This window comes from Bacillus sp. PSXD-155, from assembly GCF_049310765.1.
In the GTDB taxonomy this organism is placed as follows: Bacteria; Bacillota; Bacilli; order Bacillales; family Bacillaceae_G; genus Bacillus_A; species Bacillus_A cereus.
Window position 1 is genome coordinate 1 of record NZ_JBMOWC010000025.1, and the last position, 19,912, is coordinate 19,912.

The following is a 19,912-nucleotide window of genomic DNA, read 5'->3' on the forward strand; positions in this document are numbered from 1 at the left end:
TAATCTCAGCTTTCAAATCGGCATCTACATCTGGACGATTCATTTTCTTTACTAAATCATAATACGTGCTTCGAGGAATAGTAGCTAGCTCCACGAGTGCCTTGACCGAATATTTATGCCTTAATTCATAGACTACTTGCGCTTTGTCTTGTTTTGTGATTTTTCCTTGTTTTGAACTAAGGCATTTAACTTTTTTAAGTACTCATTTTCCATCTCAAGCTGTTTAATGCGTGCTTCAAGTACTTCGACTGACCCTTCAGCTAAAGGTTGTTTTAATTGTTTATTTGAATCTTTTTTCATGGATGGACGCCCCTTTTTCTTAGATTGAAGGGCATCAATTCCTTGTGTTTCGAGCTGTTTTTTCCAAACAGAAATCGTTGAAGGGGCAGGAATATTAAAGATAGCTGCCGTCTCAAATAAGGACATACCGTTTTCAATCATAAAGTTTAGTACGTCTAGTTTAAATTGTTGTGTGTAATTTGTACATCGTTTTAGAAAAGCTTCCAGACCATTCTGTTTATATTGGTTTACCCAATTCAAAATGATTGTGTCACTTATACCGAGCGATCTACCCATTTCTCGATAACTTTCATTTCCGTTCAAATAACGTAGAACGATTTGTATTTTTTCATCAGCTGTAAATTTAGCCATAGAAAAACTGCACCTCCAATTGTTAGACTGTGTCTAACAATTGGAGGTGCAGTTCATAAATGACTTTTAGAACGCTCTTTTACTATTAAATTAAATAGAGAAGAATAAGAAAAGTGGTACTTACATATAGTAGATGTGGGAGAATTCGTATAGTAATAGTTATTATGGTTGTTAGGTTAATTATTCAGAATATTCATAAAAACACTTTACAAATCTAGAGAAATTAGTAGAATGATAATAAGTAAGAATTTTCTAATAATTAAAAAGGATCTCTCAAAGTTAATATCGTACATATAATTGGGGAGGGTACAAAAATGAAGAGAAAAAAGATGAAAAAATTAACAGCGGTTGTAGCACCAGTTTTAGTAATGAGTATGGCATTAACAGCTTGCTCTGGATCTGGGGAAAAAGATAAGGCAAGCACAACACCAAAAAGCGGTGAAAAAGAAGGCGGAAAGCTAGCGGCGAAGCAAGTGCTTAATTTAACAGAGTCTCAAGAGATTCCATCTATGGACTCTGCTAAAGCGACAGACCAAGTATCGTTTCTAGCTTTAAACAACGTAATGGAAGGTTTATATCGACTTGATAAAGATAATAAAGCAACACCAGGAGTTGCTGAGTCATATAAAAAGAGTGATGATGGTAAAAAATACACATTTACATTAAATAAAAATGCAAAATGGTCAAATGGAGAACCTGTAACAGCGAAAGATTTCGTGTTTGCTTGGAAACGTGCGGTAGATAAAAATACAGCAGCAGAATATGCATACATTATGTTTGATTTGAAAAATGCACAAGCGATTAATGAAGGAAAAGCTGAACTAGATACGTTAGGAGTAAAAGCTGTAGATGACTATACGTTAGAAGTAGAATTAGAAAATCCAGTTCCTTACTTTGTAGAATTAACTTCATTTGGAACATTTTATCCATTAAACGAGAAATTTGTAAAAGAAAAAGGAGAAAAGTACGGTTTAGAATCAGATACGACGTTATACAACGGACCGTTTACATTAACAGACTGGAAACATGAAGAAGGTTGGAAGTTAAAGAAAAATGCACAATACTGGGATAATAAGACAGTTAAGTTGGAAGAAATTAATTTTAACGTAGTAAAAGATAGCGGTACACGTGTTAACTTATATGAAAGTGGACAAATTGATCGTTCAGGACTTACATCTGAATTTGTTGACAAATATAAATCAAGCCCCGACTTCTTTACACAAAAAACACCGTCAACGTACTTCTTACGCTTAAACCAAAAACGTGGTGGGCAAGATACAGTGTTAAAGAGCAAAGATTTACGTTTAGCGATTGCAAAAGCGTACGATAAAAAAGGCTTAACGAATGTAATTTTAAATGATGGTTCTACACCTGCAGATTATTTAGTGCCAAAAGAATTTGCTAAGAGCCCAGATGGAAAAGACTTCCGTAAAGAAAATGGAGATATTTTAAAAACAGATGTGAAAAAAGCAAAAGAGCATTGGGAAAAAGCGAAAAAAGAACTTGGAAAAGATGCAATTACAGTAGAACTATTAAACTATGATGGTGATGGTGCGAAAAAAGTAGGAGAATTCTTAAAAGGAGAACTTGAGAAAAACTTACCAGGTTTAACAGTGAATTTGAAAAACCAGCCATTTAAACAAAAGTTAAAATTAGAATCAGATCTAGATTATGATTTATCTTACGCTGGTTGGGGGCCTGACTACTTAGATCCAATGACATTCATTGATATGTTCGTTACAAATGGCCCTCATAACCAAACAGGGTATTCAAATCCTAAATATGATGAAATTGTACAAAAAGGTAAAGGTGAGCTATTAACGAAAACGAAAGAGCGTTGGGATAGCTTACTGAAAGCGGAGAAAATGTTATTGGAAGATGCAGCAATTGCACCATTATATCAACGTGGTGATGCTATCGTTCAAAGACCTAAAGTAAAAGGTATTGTTCACCATCCAGTTGGTGGAGACTACAGCTATAAATGGGCATATATTACAGAGGATAAGTAAGATGAGGGGCGTACAATACGCCCCTTTTTCTATGCACTTTTCTTCCGTCCTCGAATATATAAAATAAAAAAGGGAGAGTCCTATGAAACGAAACACATACATCGATTTCCTAGCTTATTACGGAATAGGAAGTGCTCATCCAGGTGGTTTTACGTTAACGAAACAATTGCTAGCACAACTGCCTCTTGGACAGGGAGCGAATGTTCTTGAGATAGGTTGCGGCACAGGGAAAACAGCGGCGTATATGACAAGGGAATTTGGTTATAAAGTAACAGCGGTTGAAAAGAATGAAATTATGATTCAAAAGGCAAAAGATAGATGGTTGTTTGAAGGGTTAGATATACAATTAATTAAAGGAAGTGTAGAGCAATTACCTTGTTTGAATAACTCATTTGAGTTCGTACTTGGAGAATCAATCATCGCTTTTACAGAGAAAGAAAGGGTTATCTCGGAGTGTTATCGTGTATTACAGCAGGATGGTAAGCTTGTTGTCATTGAAATGATTATTGATAGGCACATTGATAAGGGTGAGGAAGAAAAAATCGCCCAATTATATGGCATGAAAGAACTATTAACTGAGAATGAGTGGGTACAATTATTTCAGAAAGCAAATTTTAAAAGAATCACAATTGCTGGCGGTGGCACGATTTCAGAAACAATCTCTGGCTATGTAGAAGAGCCAGAATGGAATGTATCCTCACATATTCCGAATGAGTTATATGAGGCGTGGGTACAGCATGAAAATGTACGGCTTATGTACCAACACATTTTAGGGCATCGTATTTTTATATGTGAAAAATAAAGAAAAAGAGTTGGCTAAAGGTAGCCAACTCTTTACTATGTTAAATGAAAAATAATGCAGCTAATGTAATTCCGAAGATGAAACCAAATCCGAGTTCAACACCCCAGCCACAACCGCCGCCACCCCAGCCGCCGCCACCCCAGCCGCCGCCACCACAACTACCGCAACCACGGCCACCACATCCGCAACTGCTGAATCCACCACCGCATCCAAATCCGCAACTATCACATCTGCTAAGGCCGCCGCAAAGGTCACAACCACCGTTTGCATAAGCATCATAGTATCCGAATCCTGAATCAAAAGATGAGCGCTGTTGCACCGGTTCGATCCATACAGAGCTTTGTGTCAAATCGATTATTTTACCTAAATGTATACGGCCATCACGGTCTTCAATCCGAACAACTTTTCCGAAATAACGTCGGCATGTATCATAACATTTTTGTCTATGCATGTTCTTTCCTCCTTCCGCATTACAGTAATACGATATGTAAGGGGGACAAGTGCGGCTTGTATGAATGTCCTATCTATCATAATTGTTATAGGAAAGGGGAAATATAAGAAGAGGATATATAAGGAGGAAAAGGCATGAAATCTACAGATCAGTTTCAGACATACGAAGTACCGTGGGAAGAATTTATTGAAGCGTTGCGAGAGGAAATGAAGAAGCAAGTAGGGGCAGATATTATTGATACAGTAGTTTGCAATTTAGAAGATGGTTTTGAAGTGTATACATATGTGCAGGGGGATTTAGATTTTGAATATAAGGAAGGGCTTGAGAGAAAATACGGAAGTGATGCGAAGATACCTAATGTGTTAACGATAATGTTATTAGCTAGTATTTATAATACAAGTGAAGCGAATATACGCTTGCATGCGGATAATAAAGAGAATCCGATTGTTGAAGTGTATGTAAAGCAATGAAACACGCTGTGAAAGGCGTGTTTTTTATTTGTCCCGCTATTTGTGGGCAGTAAGACCCCCACCTCAAAATTCAGCGGAAGCAAAGAAGTTAGATGGGGGCCCTGCGGCCCGTAAAATCCCGATTGGTGAGGGCTAATAATCAGTGGGGGATGAACAAAACTCCGACTGATTCAAGTTTCACTTTATATGATAAAATGTTAGAAAATTGAGAAAGAAGGTGAAGGATTGGGAATTAAACATCTTAATTTAACAGTTACAGATGTAACAGCATCTAGAGCGTTTTTAGAGAGGTATTTTGGTTTGATTTGTAGTGGAACAAGGGGGAATGCCTTTGCAGTTATGCGTGATAATGATGGATTTATACTAACTTTAATGAAAGGAAAAGAAGTTCAGTATCCAAAAACATTTCATATAGGATTTCCACAAGAAAGTGAAGAACAAGTAGATAAGATAAATCAAAGATTGAAGGAAGATGGATTTTTCGTGGAGCCTCCTAAGCATGTCCATGCGTATACGTTTTACGTTGAAGCACCTGGTGGATTTACAATTGAAGTGATGTGTTAAGTCAAAAATCAAACTTTTTGTTATGTGTTTTTAAAATAAAAAGTAGGAAAAGTCTGTTTTAAGCGTGGAGCTTAAACAGGCTTTTTTACTTATATAATTGGATAGAGAATGCTAGAAGGAATATTACCCAGTGTATGATCTGTTTACATAATAAAGTTATGGTGGGTTAGTTGTCCTAAAATACAAGTCATATATCTTGTTTCCTCTCATAAATTTAAACATAGGAATTTGTCTACAAAGGTGGCGAAGCCTCATCATGAAAATTCGAATTTGTGCCACGTTCATGTTGTTTCTATTTATATGTTTACCTTTATCAGCTTTTGCAAAAGGAGAGGAGGCAAAGGAAAGGGTCGTTTCACTTGTATATGACGATTCGGGCAGCATGAGAAATAACGATCGCTGGAAATATGCCAATTATGCTTTGCAAAGTTTAGTTGCGCTATTAGATGAAAAAGATAAATTTTCTTACGTTCCAATGAGTAAGCCGAATGATCCATTAAACATTTCGTTAACGAAGGATAAAAGGCAAACAGAAATTGAGGGAATTGGAGCGTGGAAAACGTATTTAAATACTCCATTTAGCGCGGTAGAAACGGCGATGCAATCTATAAAAAAGGAAGCAGATATAGATGGAAAACGTGAATTTTGGCTTATTGTATTAACTGACGGGGCATTTAATGATTTAGAGAAAGATAAGGTTGGCGGAAAAGAACAAATTTTGCAGAAATTAGCCCAGTTTAAGAAAGAAATGGATGCAAAAAAGATATCGTTACACCCAGTCTTAATTACGATGGAAGAAGATTTAGGACAACAAGAAAAAGAACAATTAAACACGTTCAAAGAAATATGGAAGAAAGAGATAAATGGTGTTACTATGCCGTCAAGCGGAGAAGATGGCATTGTAAAAAGTGTAAATCAAGTGGCAGCATTAGTTGCAAATCGTGATCCATTCTCCTCTGTTGAATCGATTGTAAAAACGAAAGTAGTGGGGAAAAGAGTAGAGATTACAACACCGTTTCCATTAAAGCGTATGACGCTTGTACGACAATCGCCTTCTCTGCCCGATTATCAGGTCACACAAATTTCTAAACCATTACAATTACAATCTTCTTTTTCCATACATGCACCAGGAGAAGCAAAATTGTTCGGAAATATAGTTCATATAAGTACGGAAAATCAGGAAGTTATTAAACCGGGAACTTATACGATAGAAGTGGACCAGGACATTGAGAAAGAAGGACTACAAGTACTAGTTGAACCGGCGCTTAATTATACGGTTTCTACTTATGACAAAGATGATAGTAGTCAAAAAAATGTAGAGGAAATGTACGAAGGTGTTACTGCTGTTATTGAAGCAAAGCCTACGGAGTTGCCAGTTCAGTCTTCTTACTTTCAGGCAGAAGTAGAAATAGACGGAAAACAATATCCGATGAAGTGGGACGATAAGAGGCATGTGTTTTATTACGAAACTAGGCTTGGTAAAGGGTTAGTACGCGGGAAAGTTCATATGAATATAAAGGGGTTTTATAGACAGACGAAAGAATTTAAAATTGAAACAGCTGAGAAACCAAAATTATCACTTCAAACTGTTACAAAAGATTATGAAGAAAAAGTGACAAATTTAGAGAATAGTAAACCATTTGTTTTGCAGCCACAGTTAGATGGTAAGCCGATGACAGAAGAAGCTGTAAAAAAACTATTAAAATCTACTGGTGTCACATCTAAACAATCAATCAATTATGAAATAAAGCAACATGGAAATCAGATCTATGTTTATCCTCGCCCCTATTACTCCGACACATTTAATTTTACAGATACCGGCACCGTAGAAGCTACCATCGTAATGCAGGATTCAAAATTACAAGAAGTAAAGAAAAACATAACATTCCATATTCAAGATGCTCCGTTTTATGAAAAATATGCGCTTATTTTTAAGTTTGTCATTCCTATCACTTTATTACTACTAGTAGTAGGAATCATTGTTTTAGGATGGATTGTTCGGCCAAGATTTCACCGGAAAGCACTACTGTATTATGAATGGGATCAAGAGGTAGCGAAAGATTGGCTATATCAATCTGAACCAGAATTACTTCGAAATAAATGGTGGAACCATTATTTTGGTATCCCATTTAGAGCAGAAAGAAAAACAGTGCAATCCGTTACGTTTATAGCGAAGAAAGGTTCGAAATCTGTCTTTGTAGCGAAAGAATCACAAGTAGTTGGAATGATTATTGATGGGATGTTTATAACAAAGGATGAAGTAGGAATGGAACATAAGACACTATATCCAAATGAACTTTTACTAATTGATAGAGGATATGGTAAGGAGATTTACAAGTACGAATGTGAATAGTAGGTATGGATAAGAAGGGGATGGAGTATTGATTCTCTTTCCCTTTTTTCAAACAAGCAAGAATAGGAAGGTGGTTTACATGACATTACAAGTTCCAACAATATTAATTGGTTTAGGTGGAATCGGTAGTACTGTGACGCATCAAATATATGAAAAACTGCCTGAAGAGCGCCGAAAAAAGGTAGCAATGCACGTATTTGATACAGATGTGAATACATTAAGTAAATTTGATCATATTCGAAAGTTTAAGACACAAACAAGTTCTAGTAAAACGCCTAGGGAGTATATTGCGGGAGATCCAACGATCCCAGAGTGGTTTCCGATGGATCCGACTATACTTGATAAGCCATTAACAGAAGGAGCAGGACAGTTACGCGTCATTTCACGTTTAGCGTTACGTGCTGCGATGAAAGAAGATAAATTGACGTCTTTTTGGCAAGAAATCGAGAAAATTTTTCCGGTTACAAGTGATCAAACGGAATATGGTGTGCGTGTCATTATAGTAACATCACTAGCAGGCGGAACAGGTTCAGGGATGTTTCTGCAAATTGCATTATATTTACGTGAAATGCTTCGGAAGAAATTGCAGCATCATAACATTTTAATACGCGGTGCGTTTTTAATGCCGGATGTTTTAGTAAAGACGAGAACAGTTAGTGCGAAAGAGTTTGAAACGGTGCAAGCGAACGGCTATGCATCGTTAAAAGAATTACATGCTATTACGCTCGGTTCTACTGGAGAATTATCAAAACGCGGCGGTGTAACAATTGAATTAGAGTATCGCCCTGATCAAGTAGATGAAGACGGAAGAACGAATCATACAATTAAACAACATCATTTACCGTACAATTATTGTTTCTTATACGATTATGAAAACCTACATGGACACCATTTACACAATTTATCAGATTATATGGAACAGATGGCAAATACAATTTATTTACAGTTATTTAGCCCGATGTCCACAAGTCATTTTGCACAAGAAGACAATCAAATTCAGCAATTAGCAGAATCAAGCGGAAAAGGACGATATTGCGGGGCAGGAACGGCAAAACTCATTTATCCGTATGAGCATGTGTTAAAATATTGTGCTTTAAAATGGGCTGTGCAAGGTTTAGATGAATCGTGGCTTCATTTAGATCAACTGTTTCAAGAGAAGAAGCAAAGATATGACCAAGATGTAAAACGTGGGATGCAGCGTGAAAAGCCGGAGAGAGGTAAAAGTTATTTAGAGGACTTGGAACATCTTGCTACCCGTCCAGAGCAAGCTCATATTTTCTATAGACAAATGTACAATGAAACGCGTGAAGGAGCAGAAGGTGGTAAGCTCGGAGTTGCGAAATCAAAACTGTTTTTAGAAGCTGTAGAAAGTTATGTACAACGCACGGTGCAAAAAGATGAGGAATTAAATCGTTTGCAACATGAGTGTAAAATTTCAGCTGCGAAACTGAAAATGATGGAACAAATGAAAGGTGAAGTGGCAAGAGTGGATCATGCAGTTCGCTTATATGCATATGCGATTCCGAGCCGTGTACATGAACATGTAACGACACTTTTATATGACATGATTGAATCAGACCGCTTTTCACCAAGTGGTTCTGAAGGGCAGTCCTATCAATTAAATACATGGTTTTTAAAGAAAACAGATCCAGTTCACCCAGTAGCAGCACGTTTTATGTTATATGAAATTCGAAAACAGTTAGTAGAAAAAATGAATCGATTACATGAAAATAATGAACAAAAGCGTAATGTAATTCAAAACTACGATAAAAAATTTAATGTAGGTAATATCGATGGCACGGTAACGGCTGTACGCCGAGTAGAAATTGCTCAACAACAAGGCTGGTTCGGAAAAATGATTAATAATCAGCAACGTTTATTCAAAAGAGAATTTGAAGACATCGTAACGCAATATGTACACAAATTAAATGAATATCGAAAAGAAATGCTATTAGAACTTGTATATCAATCGCTATATCAGGCAGTTAATAAAATGATTCAATATTGGGAAAGATTTTTTGATAATTTACATGAAACACGTGAAAATTTATTGTTTGAAATCCAAAAGCGCAGTAAGGAATTTGAAGGGAAAACAAACCCGACGAATGTTTATGTATTAGCAGAGGAACAGCTGCAAGAAAAGATATGGCAAGATATGCAGCAACATTTAAATTTAGGTGTACTACCGAAAGATATATCAGCGGAAATTTATATGAGTTTGTATGGGGAATATTGTCGTGATGCGAAAACAGAAGAGATTCAGTCGAAAAAGGTAGAGGATTTCTATCGCGAACATATACTGAGCTATTGTTATGACGAACTGCAAGTACGCTATCGTGATAAATTAGAATTGAATATTATTGAAGCGTTGCGAAAAGAAGCAGATTATAAGAAACGTGATCGCGATGAATACGTGCGTGAAAAAATTGAAGACCTGTTCCATTTAGCAAGTCCATTCATTCCGAAAGTTGCTCATCATAGGGAATTACAATATTGGGGTATACATCCTTCTTTAAAGAAAGAGCTACAAGAGGAATTGATTCAAGAAATGTTTAAAGAAAAAGATACAGTACACGAAGCCTTTTCGCCATTTGAAGTGATCTGTTATCGAGCACATTATGGCTTATCGCTGCAAGATTTTCCTAAATTATCATCAGGACATATTTCAAACGGATTTATGAATGATAAAGGGGACTATTTCCAATCGTATTATCGCCGTGTAAACAAATTAAATAGTAAAAAATCTAGTTTAACGCCGCATTTAGATAAGTATTGGCACTTACCAGCCTTTATGCCAGATTTGAATGCGACTCAAACAAAATTAGATTATGATAAATGTAATCGTGCCTTACTATACGCATATATGTATCGCTGGATTAGTTTAGTTGCTGTTGATGGACAGTTTGTGTATCAATATAACGGTGTGGGACGTAGCTTTTTAATTCAGTCGATGGGGAAAAATATTTCAAGCGAAAGTTATAAATTACACAGAGCATTGCTTCATAATCCGTTTATTTATGAAAACATCTTGTCACGATTTGAAGAAGAGCAAGAAAAGGCGATGATACAAGGTGGACATTTATATACACATCCGTTCGTATTAGGAGCCCAAGATGTAAGATGGCTTAGAAAAGAACATGTCCACAATCTTTTAGACATGATTTTAATGTATGACCGTGAAGCGAAGTATGATCCGACGTTAGAAGAAACATCAGATGAATTATTAAGACTATTCCTTGATGAAATCGAGTTGTATTTCCAGAACTATTACGGTACAGGTGCTGATATGGTTGCAAAGAAAGAGAAAGAAATGTTTATTAAACAATTGTGGGATCGCTCGCATGCGAAAGGATATGTAGATCCAAATAGCGCTCCGTATAAAAAATGGCAAAATTTATTAAGTATTCAAGATGAAGAAGAAACGCCAAAAACGAATGTATAGTGAATGAAAAGGGAATCCTTAAAAGTGGCAATACAACTTTAGAAAAGAGGGATTCTGATGCCGTTTTTAGGAAGTGTATATCAAATATTTGGGTTATATCCGGAACTTTATTATGGGATGATTTCAGCAGAGTTGCAAGAGGAAGCTCAGAAGGAGCATCTTGAAAATAGTAGTGCAGAAGCTGAAGTGGAAGAATAAAAAAAGTGCAGATGAAAATCTGCACTTTTTTGTTAGTATTAAAATGGTGAAATAACCTCAAATGAATTATTATTTTTGAATAATAATTCATTTGAGGTTATTATGATTTTCATTACATTGTATGTAATGAAAATTGTATGAAAATCAATGTAATAAAATACATATGAATATTAAGGTGGAAAACAACAATGTTTTTGAGAAAATAATTATGTATAAAAATAACATTTGATACATAATCAACCGATTATTTTTGAGTGATTTATTATTGACAATATAATTAATTGTATGATAAATTCAATCAGCATTCTTAATGGTTTTTTGGTATGATTAATATTTTGAAAATTCAATACGGTATAAAGAGATTGATTTTTCTGTTTTTATTGAGACGGGTTACTAAGTCTATAGGGGAAGTGAACTATGTATATTTTTATTTTTAAAATAGAACAGTAATAAAGAATGTAACAAGTAAGAGATAAACTTGAAAAAGAGGTTTCAAAGAATGAGTCTTTTCATAAAGAAAGCAATGGATGAAGAAAAGAAAAAAGTATTGAATCAAACTTTAGGAGCGATTGATTTAACTCTTTTAGGTATTGGAGCAATTATTGGTACAGGTATTTTCGTATTAACTGGTATTGTAGCAGCGAAACATGCTGGTCCGGCGATTGTATTATCTTTTGTATTAGCGGCAATTATATGTGCATGTGTAGCTTTCTGTTATGCTGAATTTGCATCTACAGTTCCAGTTTCGGGAAGTGTATATTCATATACATATATGACACTAGGTGAGATTTTTGCATTTATAGTTGGCTGGTGTGTTATGCTGGAGTATTTATTAGCGACTTCTGCGGTTGCAGCAGGCTGGTCAGCGTATTTTCAGTCACTGCTACTAGGTTTTAATATTCACATTCCTACGGTTTTTGCTTCGGCACCAGGAATGGGGAAGGGTGGAATCATTGATTTACCAGCAGTTCTTATTATTTTAGTTGTTACATTTTTATTAAGCCGTGGTGCAAAAGAAAGTGCACGAATTAATAATATAATGGTTATTATTAAACTGGCTGTTATTGTAGGATTTATTGTTGTAGGGACACAATATGTAAGACCAGAGAATTGGCAACCATTTCTACCGTTTGGTTTTCACGGTGTGGTAGGGGGCGCTGCTACTGTATTTTTTGCTTTTTTAGGATTTGATGCAGTTGCAACAGCCGCAGAGGAAGTGAAGCGTCCACAACGTAACGTGCCAATTGGGCTACTTGTTTCCTTGTTCATTTGTACCGTTCTATATGTAGGTGTTTCATTCGTGCTAACTGGAATGGTTCCGTTTACGGAATTAAATGTTGCTGATCCGGTTGCATATGCGTTGCGCACTGTAGGAGAAGATAGAATTGCTGGGTTGTTATCGGTGGGAGCGATAGCAGGGCTAACAACAGTTCTGTTAGTAGCTATGTTTGCATTTGTTCGTGTATCTTATTCGATGAGTCGAGATGGACTGTTACCAAAAAGACTTTCAAGTGTCCATAAACGTTTACAAACTCCATTTTTTAATACGTGGGTTACAGGTATACTAGCAGCTTTATTAGCGGGATTAGTGGATTTGAATTTATTAGCTAATTTAGTGAATATGGGAACGATAACAGCATTTGTGTTTGTATCTATAGCTGTCATTGTATTAAGAAAGACACATCCTGATATGAAGAGGCCATTCCGTGCCCCTCTAGTACCTTTTTTACCTATCGTTTCAATAGTAAGTTGTATATATTTGGCTTTGAACCTTTCTAAGCTTACTTTAATTAGTTTTGTGGCATGGATTATAATAGGCGTTTTCATATATTTTGTATATGCTAAAAAACATAGTAATGTTAGAAATGGAAATAGAGTATAGTCCATTGAAATAATACTTGTAATGGAAATGAAAACACGCTACTTATTCATATAAGAACAAGTAGCGTGTTTTTTCTATTTAATAATCCCATTTTCTAAAATTTTAATAGTTGGTGCCACTTTCACATTAGCTTTTGAAAAGGAACTTGGCCAATCATCTTCAACTTGTTTCCATTCTTTATATTGAAACGCTCTCGCATAATCACCAAATCCGAATGGATCAAGCTGCTGTTTTTGAATTTTGTGGATTAAATCGTTTAAATCATTGTTTAGTTGTTTTGTAATAAGAGAAGTTAATTTTTTTCTATCATTTTCTATATCCATGTTGAATGTAAGTTCAGATACGGCAATTTTTAAATCCATTTTAATATTAAATTTGAAGCGGTTATCGCTATAGTCTGTACCGATATCATGATTCATACTAAGAACATTTATTGTTATAAAATCGTCGCCTTTTGTATCTTTTAGATGGCTATTACTTTCAACTAAATTAGAGGGGATTTTCATTGTAAGTGAAACGGGTATATTAGCTTTCTTTTGCACCATAAGAAGAAGGGCACTTTCGTAGCGATTTAAAGACATCTTATAAGTTCCACGAGAGGTTAATAGTGCCGAACCGGTAACAATAACATCTTTCTTCCCTTTTTTTATTTCTGAAATAGCAGGAGTTACGCCTTTATTAAAAGTTTGTCTATGAAATTCATGGAATGTCGTAAACACGGTCCGATTGTATAGTTTGTTCGTATTAATTAAATCTGTTAAATATTCAGGAAGAGCAGGCTTATCTTTGAAATTATTATATATAACAGAAGAAATGGGGCCATCTACTGCAACCATGCGCATATTCCCTGTATTTTTAGGGTCGCGATACCAAACATCCAGATAAGGCATAGCTCCTTCTTGTTTTAAAAAATTCGTGCTAAACAATATAAGCTGTAACTTTTCTGTGGACACTAAACCGCTGCTTGAACTGTTAAACGTATCTTTTGCTTCTCGGGGTGTATGTACTTTCGCTTCATGAATTTCGTACTTTTTCTCTACATCTTCATTGAAAATAGGATTTACGTGATACACAATTAATTTTCCTTTTCCTTTTGCTTTTGCGTCAAAACCGTAAATTAATGAGATGGATTGTTTTTCTAAATCAAGCCGATCTTCACAACCTGCTAAAAAAATTATGAGAAAACAAAATATAATAAAATGAATAAAGCGTCTCATTTAAACTTTTCTCCTTTTCCAATGCTGATAAAGTGTCATGTATAAGAGAAATACAACTGGGAATAGAAAAACGATAAAATAACTAGCAGTTCCCCAAAATTCCCGCAACGAACTTATCTGATAAGAAGAAGGGATATAAAAGAATAAGATGAAAATACACCCGAATAATAAAAAATAAATAGGTAATGAACTGCCTTTTTTGTTAAGTAATTGATTAATACCATCTGAAGCAGTAAAAATATAAGGAATACAGGAATCAAAAATAATAAAGAGATAAAATGACAAAAAGATAATTTCAAACCGCTCAAGAAATGAGAAATGAAACGGTGTAACAAGAGAAAGAGTTGGCCATAAAAACTTTGTTATACCATCTGGACTAAAATAAATAAAAGAAACGAACGTGATTTGAAGATAAATAAATAACGTAATCAAATTTGCAATAACAATTCCTTTTTTTGCAGATGCTTTGTTAGTTAAATAAGGATAAAGGACAAACGCAAACTCGAATCCGAGAAACGCAATGATAGTTGATTTTACGGTGTTTATAATTGGTAGCCATCCTTCCTTGATAAGAGGAAGAAGATATATAAAATGCCCATCTTTAAGAGGAATAAATAATAATAATGGCATCCAAAGTGTAAAGATGACAGTGAAAACAGCAAAACGACTAATAATAAGTGCTCCTTTACATGCAAGCATAAGCATTGGAATAGATAGCAAAATCATAATTAAAGACATAGGAGATCTAGGTAAAATCCAAATATGAATAACGTATAAGAGGGAAAAAATTAAGGAAACAGCTGCGAGTACAGCATATAAAATCCAAAAAATCATTACTACTCTTCCTAGCCATTTTCCAAGATAGCGTATCAGCACATCAAGTAAAGTATATCCTGGATGTTTTTCCATGATTTTTACAATACATAGACTGACTAAAGTAGTAATGACACATCCGATAATAATAGATATCCAGCCATCTGTATTCGCTCCTTGTGCAACTTCACGCGGAAGTGTAAGTACGCCGAATCCGACTTGAACACCACTAATAGTTAAAATGTATTGAAATAAAGTAATCTCCCTCTTTGCACGTTTTGTCACTAATTCTCCTCCTTTTCTTCAACATCTCTTTGCCGGTTATCTTGTTTTAATTGTAGAGATAGTGGCCGTTTCTTCATAATTTTCCATGGGAAACGTATAAGGGTATCTTTTAAATCCGAAGCATATGACGGAGAAAAAGGACTACCATATGGTACACCAAGTGATTCCATAGAAAGAATATGGATGATAATGATTGCCATTCCAACCATAATTCCAATGACGCCAAATAAAGAGGCGGCTATCATCATTGGGAATCGAAGAAGCCGAATTCCTGCTGACATTTCTAAGTTAGGAATAATGAAGGAGGCAACCGCAGTAATTGATACGACGATAACCATAACGTTACTCACAATCCCAGCTTGAACCGCAGCTTGTCCAATTACAATTCCTCCTACGACGCCGATTGTTTGTCCAACAGGCCCAGGAAGCCGAATCGCTGCTTCTCGGAGCATTTCGAGAACTAATTCCATTAATAAAGCTTCTAATATGGGAGGAAAAGGAATTTTGGCTCGAGATTCTCCAATCGTTAACAACAATTTGAGCGGAATCACTTCATAATGGAAGGAAATCATAGCAATATAAAGAGCAGGAGCAAATATTGCAATAAATAGCCCAGTGAAACGAAGGAGTCGTATAAAAGATGGAATCATAGGTCTGAAGCTGTAATCATCTATCGTCTGAAAGAAGGATGAAAAGGTCATAGGTCCTATTAATACGCCTGGTGAGCGATCTACAACAACAGCAATTCGCCCATTCAAAATATGATGTGCCGTTGTGTCAGGACGTTCAGTGATAGACAATTGTGGGAAGAGAGTATAGGAATTATCTTCAACAAATCCTTCTAATTCACCGGTAGTAAGAATAGCATCTACTTTGATTGATTCAATGCGGCATGCCATATCTTGTACAACATCTTCGTTTGTAACATCTGCAAGATAAAGTAAAAAAACTTTAGAGGTTGCTCGTTCGCCAACAGTGAATTCCTTCACTTTTAATTCGCGATTTGGAATATAGCGACGAATAAGTGCGATACTATCACTTGCCACTTCATTAAATCCTTCGTGTGAGCTTTTTATGGAAGTCTCTGTTGTAGGTTCTTCAATACTCCTTTTTGGCGCCGCTTGCGTATCTAGTTCTAAAGCTGATAATTGCCCGTTTATAAATAAAATACTTTTGCCATGTAAGAGAGATTGCTCAATGTCTATCCACTTCTGAACTTTTTTAATATTCCCTATAGAAACAGAAGATTCCCAAAAATCATCTTCATTCCATTCTTTAAATAAGAGAGGACGAAGAATATCTACATTAATAACAGTTTTATCTACAAGTCCTTCCATATATATAAGAGCAGCTTCTTTTCCGTTTTTTAACGGGAAAGTGCGTGTAATTAATTCTGGAATACCACTAAATAATTTGGATAAGTGTTTAAGATTAAGCGGCATGGAGGAAGAAATTTCTTTATTTAATACAGTTTCAGATTGCTCATGTGTAGAGAAAGATTTTTCGCCCCTTATCCATTTTCGAAAAGATCCCATATATTCACCTTATTCCTCGTTGAACTTTATATGGGTTATTATGGATAGTTACATACAGACATATGCGCAGTTTAAAATTTATATTGTATATTTGTACATTTAACGCTATAATTATAGTGTTAAAGATGGAATCGTGATATGACCTGTTATGAATCTATCGTTTTATTTATGAATAAATGGATTGGTATTTTAGCAAGATGTGCTAATAAACTACTCCACCATGATGATAGCGTGCCCAAAATGTGGTGCGTATATTTTCGTGGTGGAGTTTTTTTTATTCTCAAAAAGGGGGAAAGACCATGAATGACAACATGGTTCATATTACAATTGACGGAAAAAAGTATACAGCGGAGCCTGGTTCAACGATATTGGGTGTTATTAATGAGAACGGGATTGAACATCCGCAAATTTGTTACGTGCCGGAAGTAGATCCTATTCAAACATGTGACGCTTGTATTGTAGAAGTTGACGGAAAGTTAATGCGTTCTTGTTCGACGATAGCAACGGAAGGTATGAACGTTGAGCGTGCTTCTGTTCGCGCAAAAGAAGCACAAACAGAGGCGATGGATCGGTTACTAGAAAATCATTTATTATACTGTACAGTATGTGACAACAACAATGGGAACTGTAAACTGCATAATACAGCAGAATTAATGGAAATTGAACATCAAAAATATCCTTATGAACCGAAAGTAGATGTAAGTGAAGTTGATATGACGCATCCGTTTTATCGCTATGACCCTAATCAATGTATTGCGTGCGGTCAATGCGTTGAGGTGTGTCAAAACTTACAAGTAAATGAAACGTTATCGATAGACTGGGAAGCGGAACGCCCACGAGTTATTTGGGATGAAGGAGTAAATATTAATGATTCTTCATGCGTTAGCTGTGGTCAATGTGTAACGATTTGCCCTTGTAACGCTTTAATGGAGAAAACGATGCTCGGTGAAGCTGGATTTATGACGGGATTAAAACCAGATATTCTTGAACCGATGGTAGATTTAATTAAAGAAGTTGAGCCTGGATATAGCGGTATTTTTGCGGTATCAGAAGTGGAAGCGGCCATGCGTGATACTCGTACGAAGAAAACGAAAACAGTATGTACATTTTGTGGTGTAGGTTGTTCGTTTGAAGTGTGGACGAAGGGGCGTAAAATCCTTAAAGTACAGCCATCTTCAGATGCACCAGTTAACGCAATTTCCACTTGTGTAAAAGGGAAATTTGGTTGGGATTTCGTAAATTCTAAAGAACGAATTACAAAACCTTTAATTCGTAAAAATGGAACGTTTGTTGAATCTACATGGGAAGAAGCACTGAATGTAGTTGCAAATAAATTAGGTACTATTAAAGAAGAGTACGGTAAAGGTTCTATCGGATTTATTTCTTCCTCTAAAATTACAAATGAAGATAATTATGTAATTCAAAAATTAGCTCGACAAGTATTTGGAACGAATAATATTGATAACTGCTCACGTTATTGCCAATCACCAGCAACGGATGGTTTGTTCCGTACAATTGGTATGGGCGGTGATGCAGGAACGATTAAAGATATTGCGCAATCTGGTCTTGTTATTATTGTAGGATGTAATCCGACAGAAGGTCATCCAGTTTTAGCTACACGTATTAAACGTGCACATAAATTACACGGACAAAAGTTAATTGTAGCTGATCTTCGTAAAACAGAAATGGCAGAGCGATCAGATGTCTTTATTAGTCCAAAACAAGGAACAGATCAAGTTTGGTTAATGGCTGTTACTAAATATATGATCGATCAAGGTTGGCATGATCAAGAATTTATTAATGAGAATGTAAACTTCTTTGAAGATTTCAAAGAAAGTCTAGAAGAATATACACTTGCATATGCAGAAGAAGTAACAGGTATTTCAAAAGAAACACTTATTCAAATGGCTGAAATGATTCGTGATGCAGATGGTACGTGTATCCTTTGGGGTATGGGGGTAACGCAAAATACAGGTGGTTCTGATACTTCCGCTGCAATTTCAAACTTACTTCTTGCAACAGGGAACTATCGTCGTCCAGGAGCAGGTGCATACCCACTTCGAGGTCACAATAACGTACAAGGTGCTTGTGATATGGGTACTTTACCAGGATGGCTTCCAGGATATCAGCACGTTACTAACGAAATGGAACGTGCGAAATTTGAAACTGCTTACGGAGTGAAAATTGATAGTGAACCAGGTCTTAATAATATTGAAATGCTTCACGCAATTGACGAAGGAAAAATGAAAGCAATGTATCTTGTCGGAGAAGATATGGCTCTTGTAGATTCTAATGCAAATCATGTACATGAAGTGTTGTCGAGCCTTGATTTCTTCGTTGTGCAAGATGTTTTCCTTTCTAAAACTGCTCAATATGCAGATGTTGTATTACCAGCAGCGCCATCTCTTGAGAAAGAAGGTACTTTCACAAATACAGAGCGCCGTGTCCAAAGATTATATCAAGTTCTTCCTACGCTAGGAGATGCGAAACCAGACTGGTGGATCGTCCAGGAGGTTGCGAATAAACTAGGGGCAAACTGGAATTATAGCCACCCAAGTGAAATCTTTGCTGAAATGGCAAGTTTATCACCATTATTCTCGCAAGCGAACTATAAAGTGCTTGAAGGATGGAACAGTTTCCATTGGGGAAGTTTTGATGGAACAAATACACCACTTCTGTTCCAAGATGGATTTAACTTCCCAGATAAAAAAGCTCGTTTTGCGATTGCTGACTGGGTACGTCCAGCTGAATTTCCAGCGGAGTTCGACCTTCACATTAACAACGGTCGTATGCTTGAGCATTTCCATGAAGGGAATATGACAAATAAATCAACAGGTATTCAAACGAAAGTACCTGGTGTTTTCGTTGAAATCTCTCCAGACCTTGCAAAAGAACGTGGCGTAAAAACAGGTTCGTTAGTTCGTCTTGTCTCTCCTTTTGGAGCATTAAAATTACGTGCACTCGTTACAGATCGTGTAAAAGCGAATGAGTTATATTTACCGATGAACTCTACAGATAACGAAACGGCAATTAATTTCTTAACAGGTCCTGCTGTGGATGTACGTACGAATACACCTGCGTATAAACAAACGAAAGTGCGTATGGAAGTGTTAGAAGTTGATGGCGAAAATCCGATGCCAAAAGCGAACCCACGCAATAAAAAACGTCACCCTCAAGCTGGAATTGAGGTACATCGTAAGTGGGCACGTCCAGGGTATGTGCATTTAACGGATAAGTAGG

At 36.1% G+C, this 19,912-nt stretch carries 13 protein-coding genes and 1 pseudogene; 9 read left to right on the forward strand and 5 right to left on the reverse strand.

What is annotated here, in order from left to right; all coding sequences use genetic code 11:
* Window positions 1-651 (reverse strand): annotated as a pseudogene (locus ACO6VI_RS22335) (helix-turn-helix domain-containing protein); the annotation flags it as partial.
* Window positions 652-965: 314 nt separating this feature from the next.
* On the opposite strand from ACO6VI_RS22335, the gene ACO6VI_RS22340 reads away from it, so the two are divergent.
* Window positions 966-2,660, forward strand: a complete 1,695-nt coding sequence (locus ACO6VI_RS22340; RefSeq protein ID WP_063548318.1) for a peptide ABC transporter substrate-binding protein — start codon at window positions 966-968, stop codon at window positions 2,658-2,660.
* Between the two features lie 82 nt (window positions 2,661-2,742).
* Window positions 2,743-3,462: a class I SAM-dependent methyltransferase gene (locus ACO6VI_RS22345; protein WP_023522710.1), complete on the forward strand. Its 720-nt coding sequence runs from the start codon at window positions 2,743-2,745 to the stop codon at window positions 3,460-3,462.
* A gap of 40 nt (window positions 3,463-3,502) precedes the next feature.
* On the opposite strand, the gene ACO6VI_RS22350 is transcribed toward ACO6VI_RS22345, so the two are convergent.
* Window positions 3,503-3,913 (reverse strand): hypothetical protein, encoded by a 411-nt coding sequence (locus ACO6VI_RS22350; RefSeq protein ID WP_161520183.1) that lies wholly within the window; start codon window positions 3,911-3,913, stop codon window positions 3,503-3,505.
* A gap of 134 nt (window positions 3,914-4,047) precedes the next feature.
* On the opposite strand from ACO6VI_RS22350, the gene ACO6VI_RS22355 reads away from it, so the two are divergent.
* From ACO6VI_RS22355 to ACO6VI_RS22380, 6 genes are all read left to right on the forward strand, one after another.
* The gene (locus tag ACO6VI_RS22355; protein ID WP_000842905.1) at window positions 4,048-4,383 is read left to right on the forward strand and encodes a hypothetical protein; all 336 of its coding nucleotides are present in this window, start codon (window positions 4,048-4,050) and stop codon (window positions 4,381-4,383) included.
* 225 nt (window positions 4,384-4,608) lie between these two features.
* Window positions 4,609-4,947: a VOC family protein gene (locus ACO6VI_RS22360; RefSeq protein WP_023522706.1), complete on the forward strand. Its 339-nt coding sequence runs from the start codon at window positions 4,609-4,611 to the stop codon at window positions 4,945-4,947.
* A gap of 256 nt (window positions 4,948-5,203) precedes the next feature.
* On the forward strand, window positions 5,204-7,300 hold the full coding sequence (locus ACO6VI_RS22365; RefSeq protein WP_098840252.1) for a vWA domain-containing protein: 2,097 nt from the start codon (window positions 5,204-5,206) through the stop codon (window positions 7,298-7,300).
* A gap of 79 nt (window positions 7,301-7,379) precedes the next feature.
* A complete protein-coding gene (locus ACO6VI_RS22370; RefSeq protein ID WP_000175110.1) occupies window positions 7,380-10,742 on the forward strand; it encodes a tubulin-like doman-containing protein in 3,363 nt (1,120 codons plus the stop codon).
* Between the two features lie 57 nt (window positions 10,743-10,799).
* The gene (locus tag ACO6VI_RS22375; RefSeq protein WP_001116193.1) at window positions 10,800-10,940 is read left to right on the forward strand and encodes a hypothetical protein; all 141 of its coding nucleotides are present in this window, start codon (window positions 10,800-10,802) and stop codon (window positions 10,938-10,940) included.
* A 499-nt stretch (window positions 10,941-11,439) separates the two neighbouring features.
* A complete protein-coding gene (locus ACO6VI_RS22380) occupies window positions 11,440-12,822 on the forward strand; it encodes an APC family permease (RefSeq protein ID WP_000051664.1) in 1,383 nt (460 codons plus the stop codon).
* Window positions 12,823-12,896: 74 nt separating this feature from the next.
* On the opposite strand, the gene ACO6VI_RS22385 is transcribed toward ACO6VI_RS22380, so the two are convergent.
* The 3 genes from ACO6VI_RS22385 to ACO6VI_RS22395 are packed head-to-tail and all read right to left on the reverse strand — an operon-like array spanning window position 12,897 to window position 16,672.
* Complete coding sequence (locus ACO6VI_RS22385) at window positions 12,897-14,039, reverse strand: Ger(x)C family spore germination protein (protein WP_063548308.1); 1,143 nt, start codon at window positions 14,037-14,039, stop codon at window positions 12,897-12,899.
* Window positions 14,040-15,137, reverse strand: coding sequence for an endospore germination permease (locus ACO6VI_RS22390; protein WP_023522703.1), 1,098 nt, complete (start codon window positions 15,135-15,137; stop codon window positions 14,040-14,042).
* The gene (locus ACO6VI_RS22395) at window positions 15,137-16,672 is read right to left on the reverse strand and encodes a spore germination protein (RefSeq protein WP_000534548.1); all 1,536 of its coding nucleotides are present in this window, start codon (window positions 16,670-16,672) and stop codon (window positions 15,137-15,139) included. Before ACO6VI_RS22395 ends, ACO6VI_RS22390 begins: the two co-directional genes overlap by 1 nt.
* A gap of 299 nt (window positions 16,673-16,971) precedes the next feature.
* Between ACO6VI_RS22395 and fdhF the strand changes: the two genes are divergently transcribed.
* The gene (gene fdhF / locus ACO6VI_RS22400; protein WP_161520184.1) at window positions 16,972-19,911 is read left to right on the forward strand and encodes a formate dehydrogenase subunit alpha; all 2,940 of its coding nucleotides are present in this window, start codon (window positions 16,972-16,974) and stop codon (window positions 19,909-19,911) included.
* The last annotated feature ends 1 nt before the right edge of the window (window position 19,912 follow it).

Bases quoted from the DNA above. Each gene is read 5' to 3' on its own strand.
- ACO6VI_RS22340 (WP_063548318.1), top strand. From the start codon at position 966: ATGAAGAGAAAAAAGATGAAAAAATTAACAGCGGTTGTAGCACCAGTT.
- ACO6VI_RS22345 (WP_023522710.1), top strand. From the start codon at position 2,743: ATGAAACGAAACACATACATCGATTTCCTAGCTTATTACGGAATAGGA.
- ACO6VI_RS22350 (WP_161520183.1), bottom strand. From the start codon at position 3,913: ATGCATAGACAAAAATGTTATGATACATGCCGACGTTATTTCGGAAAA.
- ACO6VI_RS22355 (WP_000842905.1), top strand. From the start codon at position 4,048: ATGAAATCTACAGATCAGTTTCAGACATACGAAGTACCGTGGGAAGAA.
- ACO6VI_RS22365 (WP_098840252.1), top strand. From the start codon at position 5,204: ATGAAAATTCGAATTTGTGCCACGTTCATGTTGTTTCTATTTATATGT.
- ACO6VI_RS22370 (WP_000175110.1), top strand. From the start codon at position 7,380: ATGACATTACAAGTTCCAACAATATTAATTGGTTTAGGTGGAATCGGT.
- ACO6VI_RS22375 (WP_001116193.1), top strand. From the start codon at position 10,800: ATGCCGTTTTTAGGAAGTGTATATCAAATATTTGGGTTATATCCGGAA.
- ACO6VI_RS22380 (WP_000051664.1), top strand. From the start codon at position 11,440: ATGAGTCTTTTCATAAAGAAAGCAATGGATGAAGAAAAGAAAAAAGTA.
- ACO6VI_RS22385 (WP_063548308.1), bottom strand. From the start codon at position 14,039: ATGAGACGCTTTATTCATTTTATTATATTTTGTTTTCTCATAATTTTT.
- ACO6VI_RS22395 (WP_000534548.1), bottom strand. From the start codon at position 16,672: ATGGGATCTTTTCGAAAATGGATAAGGGGCGAAAAATCTTTCTCTACA.
- fdhF (WP_161520184.1), top strand. From the start codon at position 16,972: ATGAATGACAACATGGTTCATATTACAATTGACGGAAAAAAGTATACA.